Consider the following 14,555-nt stretch of genomic DNA (forward strand, 5'->3'; position numbering starts at 1 on the left):
CTAGGCCCGCTGGAAATGAGGGACGGCCTTGTCGGGTCGATTTAGATCTCTGTAGGAGCAGGCAAGCCCGTGATGGCAGAAACCCTCGGTCCACCACGTACCGGCGTTTTGGCTGAGCGGCAGTGCCCGTTGATGATGGTCGATCGCCTCATCGAAGTGCCTTAGCTCCCAGTGCAGGTCACCAAGCTCAAGCAGTATTAGTGCCTCCGCGTTTTGATCGCCCAAGCGTCGGGCAGCGCCAAGGCCCAGCTGCAGGGATCCGAGCCATTCGTCTAGATCCCAGCGCAGTGAAAAGAAGGGAATAAGAACAATGGTTAGCTTCCATGCGGCGGGCTCGTAGCCGACCTCGGCGGCCTGCCGGACCGCGATGACCAGATTGGTCCGCTCCTGCTCGTACCACTCCAACGCCTCATCATGCGTTGAAAAGTCCAGAGGCGGATACGAAGGGTCCACGGGGTCGATAGATACCTCATACACGTTGGGCTGAATGACACGCCGCGCCCTCAGGGCGGTATGTACGTACCAGTCGAGCATGCGACGCACTGCTACGGTGCGTTCGGCCTCAGATTCATCCAACGTCGCGCGTTCTGCCGCGTAGACGCGCAGCAGGTCATGAAACCGGTAGCGGTTTCGTCTGGTCTGCTCCAGTAAGTGCTGGCTGGTAAGCGTATCGAGTAGTCGCCGGACTCGGGGTCCGGTCGATCCAGTGAGGGCTGCGGCGGCCTCGCCTGATAGGTCAGGACCAGCATTCAGAGCTAGAAGCCTGAAGGTCCGTGCGGCGTCTGGCGGCAGCTTTTTGTAGGACCAGGAGAAGACGGTGCGTATTGCAGTCGTTTCATCGTCGTCGCTGGCCAGCGCGTCAAGGAGGTCACGCTCGTCTACGAGTTCCTCGACCAGGTCGGACAACATCAGGTGGGGGTGGGTGACCGCTCGGTCGGCGGCGATCCGTAGTGCCAAGGGGAGGTAACCGCAACGCCGGGCCAGCTCGGCCGTCATGTCCGGCTCTGCGTCTATGCGGGAGTCACCGATGACCTGCCTTAACAAGTCCACAGCATGTTCGGGGGACAACACGTCGATGGGCACACGACCGACTCCTTCGCGGGCGGCCAGCCCCGAAAGGTGGCTTCGGCTGGTGATCAGCGTGAAGCAGCCAGCAGTTCCAGGAAGGAGAGGCCGGACCTGCTCGACACTGGCGGCATTGTCCAGTACCACCAGCATCCGGCGCCCGTTGAGCAAGCTGCGGAACAGTGCTGCCTGCACATCAAGTTCGGGAGGGATCTTCTCAGAGGGCACGTCGAGCGCCCGCAAGAATCCATCCAGGGCCTGCTTGGGGGTCATAGGTTGGCCCGAGTCATAGCCCCGAAGATTCACGAAGAGATCTCCGTCAGGGAAGTGCTCACGGATCTGGTGGGCCCAGTGAACCGCGAGCGTTGTCTTACCCACGCCCCCGCTTCCGGCGATGGCAGAGATCACCACAGCGCGAGCATTGCCGCTCTTCGTTAGGAGCGAGTCGAGCGCCGCCAGGTCAGTCTCTCTACCCACGAACGACGCAGGATCGGCGGGCAACTGCCGGGGCACCGGCAACCCGTCAGTCATACCGCGATCCATGCGGATGCCACCGCGAACGGCACCACCGCGCACAGCGCCAGATGCCGACACCACTTCAGGTGGCGACCCGGGATCCGCCGAGCCCGGCGGACTTACCGACTCTCCCGCGGCTGAAGCCTGCCCCAGCGAGGCTGCCAGCCACATAGCGATCGCAGCGATGACAGCCATTACGGCTTGCCACGGCCACGTCGAATCACCGCCCACCTGATTCACCGCGACCCCGGCAACCACCGCTCCCACGGCGCCAAGTCCCGACGCTAAACGACCCCATCGACGACCCCTCATGCACCACTTCTACCGCGCTAACGGCCGCACCAATCCAAGCCGCCGCAACGGGCCAATGCCGATAAGAAGGGCCTGAGCGATGCGGCGAGACATCACGAACCGGCGGAGGACAACACGGATAGCGCGCCTTAGGACTCGGCCGGCTCTGCGCTCTGGACGTACATGCCGCTGGATGCCATGCCGCCCTACGATGAGTTGCTGATCTTAGGGGTGGGCCCCCGATCGGCGAGGGCTCGGAGTGACGTTTCTGTGCCCGGAGATACTTGGGGGCGTGAGCGCTCGCAGGAAGTCAGGGAATCGCCTCCTCCCCAAGGAGGTCCGGGAACGGCTGCAAGCCGTCGTGGTGGACGCCAACGCCTATGGACAGGTCGGCCCCGACCTGTCCAGCCTTGCCGAGTTGGCCAAGGAGCTCTCCACGATTGGCATCCAGGTATGGGTGCCGGAGCCGGTCGCGTGGGAATGGGCCGATCACCTCGCCAATCAGTGGGCCGTTGCCCGTGCCGCGGTCCGCGAGGCGGCTCCGCTGCATAAGGCCGGGCTTCTTCCTGTCCTGCACTTCGAAGATCACTACAAGCATCGGGACGCTGTCGTCGACGCGTTCCTGGACCGGCTGAAGGCGATCCCCTATGTCGAGGTCGTGTCCCTGTCCGGGGAAAGCGCGCTCGAGGGCCTGCGCGATCAGGTTCTGCAGCGTCCGCCGGCCAAGAAGAAGTCCGAGGTGAAGACCGGTGGGAGTGATTCCGCCTGGCTGCGCACCGTCTTGGCCAAGGTCGGCGGGGCGGCCGATGCGCTGCTGTTCCTCAGCTCCGACGGTGATATCAAGCGGGCCTATGAAGCGTGGGGTCATCCGCCACCACTGTTGTGTAGCGTCCGCGATATCCGCGGGAGCCTGTTCGAGTACCTTCCGGCGAGCGTCGAGGACGAATGGCTCATCGCCGAGAGTCTCGTTGGCCGGATGCCGATCGATCTGCGAGCCTCCACCTCGGAGATAGACCGGGCCATCATCGACTCCGTCGTCGGGTTGACCGCTGCCCTCCGGTATCACCCCGACGACGAGGGGATCACAGCTGCGCATCTCACCCGGTTGACCGCGCTGGCCGGCCTGAGCAGGGTGAAGCGCAAACGGGCTGATCTCGATCATGAGGACCCGTCCGGCCCGGATACGCGCATCTTCGTGGCCGATGTGTTCTTTCTCGCCGAAGCCGACGCGGTCCGGACCGTCCAGAACAGTCTTAGCGGTGAGGTCACCACCACAGGCACCCAATCTGGAGCAGGGCTACTGGTGCGGGCCGCGATGACACTAACGATTCGGGACAAGGCGATCGAGACGATGCGCTCCGACGGGGAGGCGGTCGTATTCGCAACTCATCGCCGCTTCAGCGACTCTGATGAGGCCTGGTACGAGGTCGCTCAGGCGCTCTCAGCCGTGCCCGGACTGCGGATGCCCGACGAGTGGGGCGAATATGCAGGCGAGGGTGACCAGCAAATCAGGGTCGCCGGCAGGGACCAGACCCTCGAACTGCACTGGTCTCGCAGTGAATGGGGCGCCTTGAGCGTCCGCATCGACGGTGAGGAAGCCACCGTGAGCTGCGAATACGACGGAACCGCCTGGTGGGGCGGCAAAGACGGCATGGACATGGAGCCGCCCTACTATCTGTTCGCCGAGGTCCCCATGGACTACGCGCTCAACTCGGAGTGGGAGCTCCCCGCGTGGATCATCACCCAGCTCATCAAGCATCGCGACCAGCCTGACGCATAAGAACCATCGTCGAGCCCAGGGAGAAGCCCGGCGGCGGGACTGTCTGAAAGGTCGTGGGCGGGCTGGTGATCGGCAGGCTGGAGCTGACGCTCTGGCCGGGAAAGATCACCGTGACCGACGCTGAAGAAACCAACGAGCAGGTGCCGGCGGCCGCTGGACTGGATGTCCAGCTGGCCGCCGAGCTGATCGAGCGAGCCAAAGCCCAGGGAGTATCGCTGGTCGGCCCGGACGGGTTGCTGGCCGGGATCACCAAGACGGTGCTGCAGGCCGCCCTGGACACGGAAATGACCGAGCATCTGGGCTATGAGAAGGGCGAACGCCCGGTCCGGCCGGACGGGAACCACCGCAATGGTCACTCGCCCAAGACGGTACTGACCGAGGTCGGATCGGTTCCGCTGCAGGTTCCACGCGACCGGGCGGGGCAGTTCGAGCCGAAGACCGTGCGCAAGCACGCCCGCCGGGTCGAGGGGTTCGATGAGGCGATCATGTCTCTGTATGCCAAGGGGCTTACGACCGGTGCCCGCGCCGTCTGGTCGCGGGCTCTATGCGGGCCACATCCGGCTATCGGCAGAAGACATGGCTTGGGTGACAGTGATGCATTGACTGTTGAAGATGGCCGTATGGTTCGGCGGGAGCAGCATGAACGGCTTGAACGCTGGCAGGCAAGCCTAAAATCTTCCCGGGTCCGCCCCCGCCGACTTGAAGCCGTACGACTATAAGAGTCGAGAATCTGTGACCGCGTCCTACGCAAGGGATTACGGCAGGTGAACATCTCGTTCCGTGCCGATGAGCCCCGGACCTGCCCCGAAGTCAAGGAGCCCCCATGTCCTTTACTGAGCACATCGCACCGGTCTTCCGTGCGGCTATGGAGGTCTTGCGGGAGGAGGGTCGCCCCATGCAGCCTGCCGCGGTACGGGAGGCGGTCGCGGAGCGGGTCGTCATCGATCCAGAGCAGCAGAGACCCAACGCGCACGGTCAGATTCGATGGCATGCCCAGTTGGGATTCCGTACCGGAGAGGCGGCGTCGCTCGGATGGATGACCAAGAGAAACGGCTGGGCGATCACTCCAGCCGGGATCCAAGCGTTGGAGGAATTTCCTGGAGCCGAGCTCTATCGTGCGTTGGTTCGTCAGTACCGCGCACGGCGCCAAGCGGTCGAGACTCGATCGTACGCCGATCCCCGATGGAAACTGGTGCGGGAAGCGCTCGCCCAGGTGACCTCTGGTTTCTGGACGACCTATGGAGACCTCGCCGAGTTGGCGGGCATGTCGGCGCAGTCGGTGGGCGGTTTCATGGCCGAGGCAGGGGCTCCGGGGGCACACCGTGTTCTGCAGGCGAGCGGCAAGATTTCCCCTGGGTTCCGCTGGCCGGACCCGGAGCGGACTGACGATCCGCGCGAGATGCTGGAGCGGGAAGGGCTGAAGTTCGACCAGGCCAATCGGGCGGATCCCGCGAGACGGATCACCGCCGAGAAGTTCCGGACGATGCTGTCCCGGGAGGGGGTACTGCCGACGAAGGAGCCTGAGGTGTTCGACGAGCCCGGTGGGCTTCCGGACCCCTTCGATCAGTTCCAGCAGAACATCAGCTATGCGCGCCAGCTCGTTGGCGGAGGCAAGAATCTTGAACGCCTCGGGGTCGGTGCCTTCGACGTTACCGACCTCTATCGCGCGGCCTGGACCCAGTCCGTTGCAGCACTCGATCATTGGGTCACCAGGGAAATCATCGACCGAGGCGTCATTCTCGCGCTGCAACCGGGGATGCCGCGCCCGGCCAAGTTCGGCAAGCTGACCATGCCCGTTGCGTTGTTCGAGAAGATTCACCATCACGCTGCGCCGCTCGCAGACGTGTTCCGGGATCACCTAGCGCGGGAGTTCGAGTTCAAAACCTTTCAGAACCCTGAGAAGATCCAGGAGGGATTCGCGCACGTCAGCGATGTCAAGCTCTGGGTGAAGGTGGCGGAGATTCTCACAAAGCAGGATCCGAGCTCCCCAGTGACGTCCGATGAAGTTCGGACCAGGATGCGCGAGATCGCTCGGCGCAGGAACAACATCGCCCATACCGCCGACCATAATCCTGAACAGCCCGAACAGAAGCTGCCCATCACCGCGAGAGAAGCTGAAGAGACCATCGACTGGCTCGAGTCGATGGCGATTGCGATCCAAGAGGCTCTTGGCGATCCGCCACCGGTTGTCGACTATGACTCCGCGCCGACGGAAGCAGGCACGCTGGGGGCCGTGCCAGAACCCGCCAGCGAGCGTCTTGCGGAGACATCGCGCACGAACCACCAGTGGGACGAGGAAAGCCTCCTTCAGGCCATCACCCAGTACTGTCCTGAAGAGGTCGCACGAACACTTCGGGAGGTGTACAGACACGCGGAGCGTCATCCCGCATTCCGCGGTTACCACTACGGCGAAGGCGAGTACCCCTCCGTCACGGCCCAGTTCAGCATCGGAACCGACGAGGCGGCGGCCTGGAGCATTTACACCGGCGTGAGGAAGTCCGTACTCTCGGTCAACTTCGCGGCGATGCGCGACCGTGCTGTCTCGACCAAGATCCTCGCTCAACTGGCACACGCCTTGTCGGACCTCCCAGGCTGGAAACATGTGCCCCGGCAATTGGAGGCGGCGGACTACGACGAGCGTGTCTCGATCGAACCGGACGCGCTGGCCGAGCGCGAAACGGCCGACATCGTCGTCGACGCGTTCAACGCCCTCCTAGCCTCAACTGGCACCAGGGCATGACGCAACCAGTGCTCCAACGCCGGCGACCGTGCCCAACACGAGCTTCAGTACGTCCAGGAGCTCTCCGACCGAAAGCGCCGTGTGCGTGGTCAGCCGCGGGAACCCTAGTACGGCCAGGGTCACAGCTGTCACGAGCGTCAAACCGACCATGGCACCAGCGCTAGCGACAGCCAATGCCCGTCCGATTGGTCATAGGCCCGCAGCGTCTTCCCGCATGCGCCGCCGTTCCGGCTCCCCATCCTTCTCCTCCGTCATGAGTCGACGGTAGGTAGGTAAGAGCCATCGATGAGCCAAACGTCCGCATGCGGCCCACTCGCGACGTCTTTAGGAAGCAGAGCAGAGCCGCTCACGGTGACCTGGCTCACCACGAGAGTCGTGGGGAAGAGAAGTTCAAACCCCGCGGATCGCTGGTAACGGTCCACCATCCTGCGGCCAGGCCGCGGCTACACGTCAACCGTCTGTCGTTTCTTGCCAGGTCAGGATGCTAAGCACACAACCGTTCCTAAACCGTGTGTCTGTCGACCGTCGCAGTCGGAGAGCGGCTCACTGTCGGCTGCCTGAGCCCGTCTATGGTCTAGACGTCCAGGTGGAGCGTCCCGGAGCGTGCACTTAGCGTTCAACTAGCCAGGGTGAACAGGGGTCAATAGGGGTCACTCGCGACGCAGCCGCTGCCGCAAGTCAGGGCTGCTGAGGGCCGGTTCCCCTTCAATTCCCAAGCTGACAGTAGGGAGGTCGGTTGCCGCCAGTCCGTTCTGGGCATTTTGGCCCGTCTTTGAGCAGGCAGAGCTGTGTGCAGCGGTGGGTGACGTGTTCGTTGCAGTGCGGGTGGTTACGGCAGGGCGGTGTACTGGATAGTCTCCGGGGGCGCATGTTCGGTTTCCCCTCCTGGAGGAAGCGTGGGTCGCCTGATTCGTTGTGATGTCGTGTTGGCGACCGTCGTGCTGATCGCTGCCCTTTCGGGGTGTTCGGGAACCGCACCGAACAGCCCAGGCTCGGGAGGCCACGCGGGTGGGCCGGGCCAGAAGGCGCCGGGAGTGATCCCGATGGGGCCAGGTCCTCAGCATCCCTACACCGTGCAGGCCCAGCCGCCGGCCGACAGTTGCCACTACCGCCACACCGGGGACGGGCAGCCACTACCTGATGTGTCGTGCACGCCGGGTGCCTTGAATCCTGATGTCACCCAGGCGAGCCTCGCGACGACGATCTGCCGCAAGGGCGGGTTCACCGGCGGCATCCGCCCGCCAGCCAACATCACCGACAAGGAAAAGCGCGCCAACGCGCTCTCCTACGGCTACACCGCTTCCTTGCACGACGCCGAATACGACCACCTGGTCAGCCTCGAGCTGGGCGGGGACCCCGACGACCCGCGCAACCTGTGGGTCGAGCCGCCATCTCCCGGCCACCGGGTGGGCGCGGGTCCGAACAACCCCAAGGACGCCGTCGAGACCCGCCTCCACACTGCCGTCTGCGCAGGGAGGGCCACTCTGTCTGCCGCCCAGCAAGCTATCGCTACCGACTGGACTACAGCCGAATCCACTCTCGGTATCAGCCGAGACTGACACCACCTCGCGACACCTCACCGGCACACGACACTCGGCGGCGCGATGAGGCCCCGATACGCCCGCCAGCCTTCGCCCTGGATCCGCTTCCCCTTGGCCATCTCGGTGACTAGTAGGTCGCCGTTGCCGAGGCGGGCTTTCTTAGATGTTGCCCGCCTGCCACGAGTGTCCCCAGCGCACAGGCACACTTCCCGGGCAGTCAAGTCCCAGCCGCCTGCTCGTCCTCGCGGTTGAAGTCCTCGATGGCATCTCTGATTAGCTTGATCCATTCGACGCGGTCGCCATGCTCGCGGGTCCTGCCCTTGCAGACGTAGTTATACGCCATGTAGATGGGGCTGGAGCACCACTTGTCGATGTACTTCTCGTTTTGAAGAATAAGGGCGATGGCGAGTTGTTTTTCCAGCGTCAAATGGGGTGACGGTTCGTTGTTGTTGCATTTCCTCGCCCATAGGACATGTGGGGCAAGGCTACGCGCGAACTCCAGCTCAGCCTTGGTCAGGCGAGTGCGGCCCATGACCTGTTCTCCTTTCAGAAAGATGGAGCGGACCCGCGTCACGCTGTTCGGCGGCGACGGAGCGTCGTTCGTTTGAGCAGGATGCGTCGCATGGTGCCGTAGCTGTAGTCGAACTTGTCGGCGACCTGGCGGATGCTCCAGCCCTGGTCATAAAGACGGACGGCATCGACCTCGAGCTGTTCCTGGTCCGCCTCTTTCGGCGTGGTCGTGCTCTGCAGGAACGCTCGGATGTCTGCTAACCGGTAGCGCCGGTGGCCGCCGGGGGTCAGCACGTTGGGCGTCAGCTTTCCGGTTCGGGCCCACACGGCGAGGGTGGCCACGCTCACGCCGCACAGTTCGGCCGCCTCGCGGGGCTTGAGCAACTCGTTGTCCGGCCGGTCCGGTGATATCGAAGGCACAGCAAAGACCAATCTCAGTTGGGGAGAAAAGGAAGGGGGCGAAGGTGCGCCGGTCCCGGCAACTAGCGCAGCCTCCGCAGGACCGCGCGGGGCTGGTGGACTGCCCCGGCCGCGGTCTCCCGCATCCGCCCCAGCCACCTCGCATGCGCACGAAGCAGCCGGAACGCAGACTCAGACAATCGCGAGCCGCATCAGCGCGCCGCGCTCGTTGTCAGTCAGTTTTTCGCCGGTACGGGGGATGACCGCGTGCGCGGTCTTGCCATATACCCCAGCCACGAACCACAACAGTCCGAGACTCTCTACTATCGGCACCCCACGCCCCGACAGGGACAAGCCCTCACCATCGCCTGGCGTCGGCTCGGGCACTGTGGGGTCGGCGTCGATGACGTACAGATGTGTCCACCGGGGGCGTACGGCGATCCCAATCCAAAACGGCCCGTTACCCGTCGCGTGGCAGATGGCGTTGGTGACCAGCTCAGAGGTGGCGAGAGTCACGTCGTCAACGTGTTCGCGGTCGGTCTTGGTCACATGGGACAGCCGGCGGCCCACGAAGCCGCGGGCGATCTTGACCGGGTTGGTCGACGCGGTGGACAGCCGCCGCCAGGTGGGACCGTTCGCCGAGCCCACGATGAGGTCAGTACGCCAAAGCACCCGAGAGACCCGGATCCTGGACGGGCCGGCGAATCCCCCGGCCACCGTTCTCACCTCCAGCACACGGCCCAGACGCGCCACAGCCATTGCGACCCTCCAACGCCGGAGGTGACGAGCACAGCGCGACGAGAACGCTAACTTCGAGCGCGTTTCAAGCACGTCACATCCCCATTCCGTCGAAAGCGCCTGCACAAGCAGCAGGGTTGGGGCGTCGTCCGCCTCGTAACCTGCGACTCCTGACAGCTGAACGGTCCGTCACGCCTCCAGACAGCCTCGCGTGTCACCAAGGACCTCTCACGGGCACGCAAGGGACGGCTAGGGACGTCTTGTGTTGAAGTCGGCCAATATCTGCACGGCCTGGACGATCACGGCGAGCGAGATCTTTTGAATAAGCCCTCGCGGAGGCTGGCATCACGGAGCACTGGACGACCGAAGCGAGATCCCTGAAGTCCCGGGCCAAGATCAGCCCGCAGCGGCCGGGCTGCCCTCTCACCGCACCCGGCGGGCGCCGGGCTGCGCCGCGCCGAGGCCGCCCAGCAAGTCGGCCGAGCACCGCAGCGTCTGACGACAGCGGTGACGACAACGACGACAGCCGACGCCACACGGTCGCAGTCCTTAGGAACCGTCAGCCCATGGTCGTGACGCGTCTGCCGTGCGCCACCGTCGGCTACGGATCAGAAGGTTGGGGGTTCGAATCCCTCCGGCTGCGCAGGTCAAGGGCCTACTCCGGTTATGGAGTAGGCCCTTTTTGACGACAACGGACCCGCTGATAACGACTGCAGTGTCGTCCGACGGCTTGTGGTGCCTCTTCGCGGGGGCAGTGAGTGTGCATGCGGTCCCAGGCCAGAGAGGCCTTGGGCGGTTCTGCTGTGGATCGCGCTCGCGACCGTGGCGAGTGGTTGCCGTAGCGGCACCGTGAAGAAGGCCGGCGGAGCGGGCGTCCGCGTCATGCTCCGAACGGCCGTGGGCGAACCGAGTGGACCGCTCCGGCGAAGTTGCAGACCAGGGCCTCCACCCGACCTGGGGCGATCCAGAGACTGCTCGCCGACCCGCACACGGTGACGATCACTTACACCACCACGCGGGACGTCACCGAGGGCACGGACGACACGGCATATGAGAGGACGGTCTGGCGGCTCAGGTCGCCAGCTGATCCTCGTCATTCTTGAGCATGCGGCGACGTTCCTGTTCGCGCTTGGAATAGGCGGCTGCCCGGATCGCCTCGTCGCTCTCCAGGCCTGATCCCAGCGCGCCGCCCACTGTGGCGACCGAAGCGACGAACCAGGCCAGCGTCCAGTATTCCGTGGCGTGGAGCGGGGCTCGTGTCATGCGGGCGAACACTTGGCCGTTGAGGATGAAGAGCGCCCACACCAAGTTGATGACCATCAGACCCGCGTAGCAGACGAGCACCCCGATGCCCACCGTCAGGACCGTTGACGCGTTGTAAAGGGCTGCCCGCTTCCTCGCCTCCGGCGAGTCCTCCGAGGCTCGATGCCACAGATGCGCGTCCACGATCAGCCAGCCGATCAAGAGGGCGATAGACCCGATCGTGGCGATCACGAGGCGTGGCGTGGCCAGGGACGCGGCCAGACTCCATAGAGTGGAGTTCACTGTGGCGATTGCTCCGGTGGCGAGTGCGGCCGCCAGCGCCTTCGAGAGTCCTGGGACCAACCGCCACGGCCGGTTGGCGCGGACCATACCGCCGAGCACCCTCAGGTAACCGCGTGGCCCGCTGACGACGTATCGCAGATCAGAGGTCTCTTCCTTGCCGATCGGGCCCGGATGAACAGGCGCAAGGCGACCGGTGAAGCGTCCCAGCGATCGACGGTGAGGAGGTTGCTCGGCCTCAGCTCGCGCACCCGCCAGGCTGAGCACAGCCTCTTCAACCGCCCGGCGGGCCCTCCTCTGAAAGCGCAGGCCACCCAGTGAGGGGAGGGACAGCAGCGCCAGGCCGTGCTCATGGCTCAGATCCACGACGAGCTTGCGTCCCTGTGAGTGCAACGGAAGGTTGGTGAGCGCCACGACGATGTCCCAATTCTCCGCACGCCCGCGGTCCATGATCCGGCGCGTCAACGTGGGCAGATCCTCGGTCCCTGCGGTGAAGGGCTCACTGACCACCTCGAAGTCGAACCGTCGCTGCTGGCCGGCCTTGTCCGCGAGCCGAGCAGGCAGTACCCGGGCCATGCGCTGCGCGATCTCTGTAGGCGCGTCCGGATCCGCTAGGAGAGCCACAACCGTAACGCTTTGCGACGACTCACCCATGACGGCCCTTCTCGTCGGCGACCCCGGCGTTCAGCACTGCCCAGAATGTCCCCGATGTAACGTGGCTCCCGGGCACCACCGTGGGAGCCACCCGGGGCGAACGATCTTGCTCCGGAGCGGACCAGCCTGAACGGTCGGTTCGGCGTTCGCCCAGCGTACGGACGGATCCGAAGGGCCTCGGAGATCATTTGGGTGCCTACGGACCTGTGAGTGTCGTTCCCGGCGGTTCTGGGTGGATTGCCGCCAGAGTCCGGTTGCGCGTCACTCATCGCGACGCGCCGGACTTCTACCTCACGGCCGCCGATCGTGAGGACCAGAGCGACGAGACCCTGACCACCGCGTCTAGGATCTTCCTCGCGCTGAGACCGACCGACGGCGACTTCGGCCCGGTCGAGGTCACGCCGTGAGTCCCAAACGGGGCGACAGGGTCACTGTCCCGCCGGTTGACGGCGGTCGACGTTGGCGCAGCACCGGGAAATACTCGCACTGTCCGGTTGGCTTTTTGTTGTGCAAGTTCCCGTGCAACCAGTAAGTATGTATCTTCCTTAACGGGTCTTACCCGCTACTCCCCGTCGTCCCGCAACAGTGACATATCCCGTCTGCGCAGTAACATGGCGACATCAGTGGCGGACGTTCGTAGTTCTTGCAGGGTACGTGGTTGTCAGGCCGCAGCTTGCTCGCGACAACCAAATTTTTTGGACCAGCGCCACCAATATAACTGTCTCCGTACGTAATTTTGCTTACTGCGTCGACTCCTGTCGTAGAAATAATCGTCAGACACGCCAACGAGATGGCAGCCCGCGACCACAGGATTGGAGCGTTCGGCATGGCGCTAATCAACACACACACATCCCTCCGGCGCAGTAGCAGGGCGACGCAAATGGAAGATCATGCAGCGGAACGGTGTTCCGCCGTTCATCAGTGTCGGGCCACGAGTCGCTGCCGTCACTCGGCTGAGCGCTCGCCGTACTAACGGCGGCAAGATGACCGTACGTATACGTCGTCTGAGTTGTGGAGGCCGCTCTTACGGTGCCGCAAAGAGTCAGAGATGCCAACGGCACCGCAACCAGCCACCTGAAGGCGTGCACTTTTTTCATGGCACTCACTATTCTCCACCCCGGTCCGAGCGATCACCGTTGAACCGGAGAATTTGCCGCTTTTGAAGGCGGCGACGTGAGCCCTCCTAATTGCAGAACGAGCGGGGCGCCGACATGCATCGCGTTATAGTTTCAGGTAAATAAGCTTTAGCTCGACGCCGGCTAAGGCTGAACGGCTAATGGCATCCAAGACTGCCCACTCGTCGTTTAATACTACGCTGGTGGGCGTCTTGGCTGTATGTCAAGTCCGAGGCGAAAGTTTTACTTGTACCACCGTGGGCAGTAGTCCGGCTCACGGACGGCTGCCAGGCCCGCCCCCTGGAAGTCCGCCGCGACGGCGGGACACAGGTCCTGGATCAGCGGCCGTGATGTCGTCCCAAGGTGACATGGCAAAGGTCAACTGTCGGGCGACAACGTTTACCCGGCGGTTAGTTAAGTTAAGGCTGTTACCGGAGGGACCGCCGGGCCCTGGTGGGATGTTGAGTCTTGTCGGCTCGGCCAACGCTAACTGTAGGTCGTTGTCTACGGGACCAGGGCTGATGGACAACTAAAGACGTTGTACAACTAGCTGAGCTAATCGAGTGCAGATAGCGCTCACACGATCTTCCCTCAGAATGAACTAGGTCGCAGCTCGGTGCCGGCTGGCACGCCCCTACACCGCAGCGGCTCGCCGCCCTGGTGCGCGGCGAGTGGTCGATCGAGAACCGCGACCATTATGTGAGGGACGTGTCCGCTCACCATCCTCGCGTCTCACGCAGTGAGAATGCGGTCAGCCCTGGGGTAGGACGCCGATTCTCGGACCATCGAGGGTAATGGCGTATTCACGTTTCGGTAAATTTCCGGTTTGCAGGGTTTCGGGTTTCGTGCGAGTGGAGACGTCCTACTGTCGAAGTCCTGCGGTGCGATACGGGACGCCGCTCGGCATGTTCACGCTTCAGAAAAATTTGTGCCTGAACCTCACATATGGCCAAGAGATCTACCAGCGCACGATACGTCAACGACGAGTGGACGTGGATGGCCAACTGGCCTCCGTACAATGATGGTGTTCCCATGGCAGCCGGCCTGCCGCCATCGAACGTGACCGCCCGTCGTCAGGGTTCATGTTGCGGCCAACGGCCACCGCACGAGTTTCGGCTCAGACAACAGCCGGGTGATCATGCGGTGGGCGTCCTTGTTCTCCGGCGCCACCAGCGCGATTAACATTATGGCTGGCGTAGATAGGCGCTTGTTCCCGTGGCAGCACCTTTCGACAGGCAAAATCTGGAGCCTGGTCTTGACAAATCCGTACGCCGCTGAGAAGCGTGATAAGGAGAGTCAAATCACGACGCTGAAGGGGGCGGGCATCGCGAGCCGAAAACTTCAAGTGATTTGGACTACCTTCGGCTAGCCGACCCTTGCCGCGACCGCCCGCAAGTAATCGAGTCGTTGCCGCTGCAGGCTCAACCAAGATCTACGGCTCGATCACGAGAGAGGAAAATGCTATGTCCAAGAAAAACGCACGGCTGGCTGGGCTGGCTGCCGCCTCTATCGTCGCGGTGGCTGGTCCGGCGATATCCGGTGGGAACGCGTTCGCGAGTGTCAGCATCCAGCCCTCGTCTCACCAGTTCATGCCCGGCTTGTACGCCCAGGGCGAAGGCGAGGCCGCAGAGGCCCCGCAGGCAGTAGAGGCGCTTCCGGCACAA

At 63.7% G+C, this 14,555-nt stretch carries 10 protein-coding genes; 5 read left to right on the forward strand and 5 right to left on the reverse strand.

The annotated features are described in order from the left end of the window. Positions 1-1,596, reverse strand: a complete 1,596-nt coding sequence (locus QSK37_RS33635) for a tetratricopeptide repeat protein (RefSeq protein WP_285629366.1) — start codon at positions 1,594-1,596, stop codon at positions 1-3. A gap of 568 nt (positions 1,597-2,164) precedes the next feature. Here QSK37_RS33635 and QSK37_RS33640 point away from each other — a divergent pair. From QSK37_RS33640 to QSK37_RS33655, 4 genes are all read left to right on the forward strand, one after another. Then, positions 2,165-3,652: a hypothetical protein gene (locus QSK37_RS33640; RefSeq protein WP_285629367.1), complete on the forward strand. Its 1,488-nt coding sequence runs from the start codon at positions 2,165-2,167 to the stop codon at positions 3,650-3,652. A 158-nt stretch (positions 3,653-3,810) separates the two neighbouring features. Beyond that, positions 3,811-4,371 carry a transposase gene (locus QSK37_RS33645; RefSeq protein ID WP_432705630.1) on the forward strand — a complete coding sequence of 187 codons (561 nt, stop codon included), beginning with the start codon at positions 3,811-3,813 and terminating at the stop codon, positions 4,369-4,371. Between the two features lie 104 nt (positions 4,372-4,475). Beyond that, positions 4,476-6,392 (forward strand): MGMT family protein, encoded by a 1,917-nt coding sequence (locus QSK37_RS33650; protein WP_285629368.1) that lies wholly within the window; start codon positions 4,476-4,478, stop codon positions 6,390-6,392. A 1,034-nt stretch (positions 6,393-7,426) separates the two neighbouring features. Continuing rightward, on the forward strand, positions 7,427-7,951 hold the full coding sequence (locus tag QSK37_RS33655) for a hypothetical protein (protein ID WP_285629369.1): 525 nt from the start codon (positions 7,427-7,429) through the stop codon (positions 7,949-7,951). 199 nt (positions 7,952-8,150) lie between these two features. Here the strand turns inward: QSK37_RS33655 and QSK37_RS33660 are convergent, their stop codons facing one another. The 4 genes from QSK37_RS33660 to QSK37_RS33675 form a co-directional block, all read right to left on the reverse strand. Further along, positions 8,151-8,465, reverse strand: a complete 315-nt coding sequence (locus tag QSK37_RS33660; protein WP_285629370.1) for a hypothetical protein — start codon at positions 8,463-8,465, stop codon at positions 8,151-8,153. Positions 8,466-8,503: 38 nt separating this feature from the next. After that, on the reverse strand, positions 8,504-8,827 hold the full coding sequence (locus tag QSK37_RS33665; protein WP_285629371.1) for a MerR family transcriptional regulator: 324 nt from the start codon (positions 8,825-8,827) through the stop codon (positions 8,504-8,506). 207 nt (positions 8,828-9,034) lie between these two features. Beyond that, the gene (locus QSK37_RS33670; RefSeq protein ID WP_285629372.1) at positions 9,035-9,601 is read right to left on the reverse strand and encodes an ATP-binding protein; all 567 of its coding nucleotides are present in this window, start codon (positions 9,599-9,601) and stop codon (positions 9,035-9,037) included. A gap of 1,050 nt (positions 9,602-10,651) precedes the next feature. After that, a complete protein-coding gene (locus QSK37_RS33675) occupies positions 10,652-11,776 on the reverse strand; it encodes a hypothetical protein (RefSeq protein WP_285629373.1) in 1,125 nt (374 codons plus the stop codon). A 206-nt stretch (positions 11,777-11,982) separates the two neighbouring features. Between QSK37_RS33675 and QSK37_RS33680 the strand changes: the two genes are divergently transcribed. Further along, positions 11,983-12,183: a hypothetical protein gene (locus QSK37_RS33680; protein ID WP_285629374.1), complete on the forward strand. Its 201-nt coding sequence runs from the start codon at positions 11,983-11,985 to the stop codon at positions 12,181-12,183. The last annotated feature ends 2,372 nt before the right edge of the window (positions 12,184-14,555 follow it).

The organism is Actinoallomurus iriomotensis (assembly GCF_030269445.1).
In the GTDB taxonomy this organism is placed as follows: Bacteria; Actinomycetota; Actinomycetes; order Streptosporangiales; family Streptosporangiaceae; genus Actinoallomurus; species Actinoallomurus iriomotensis.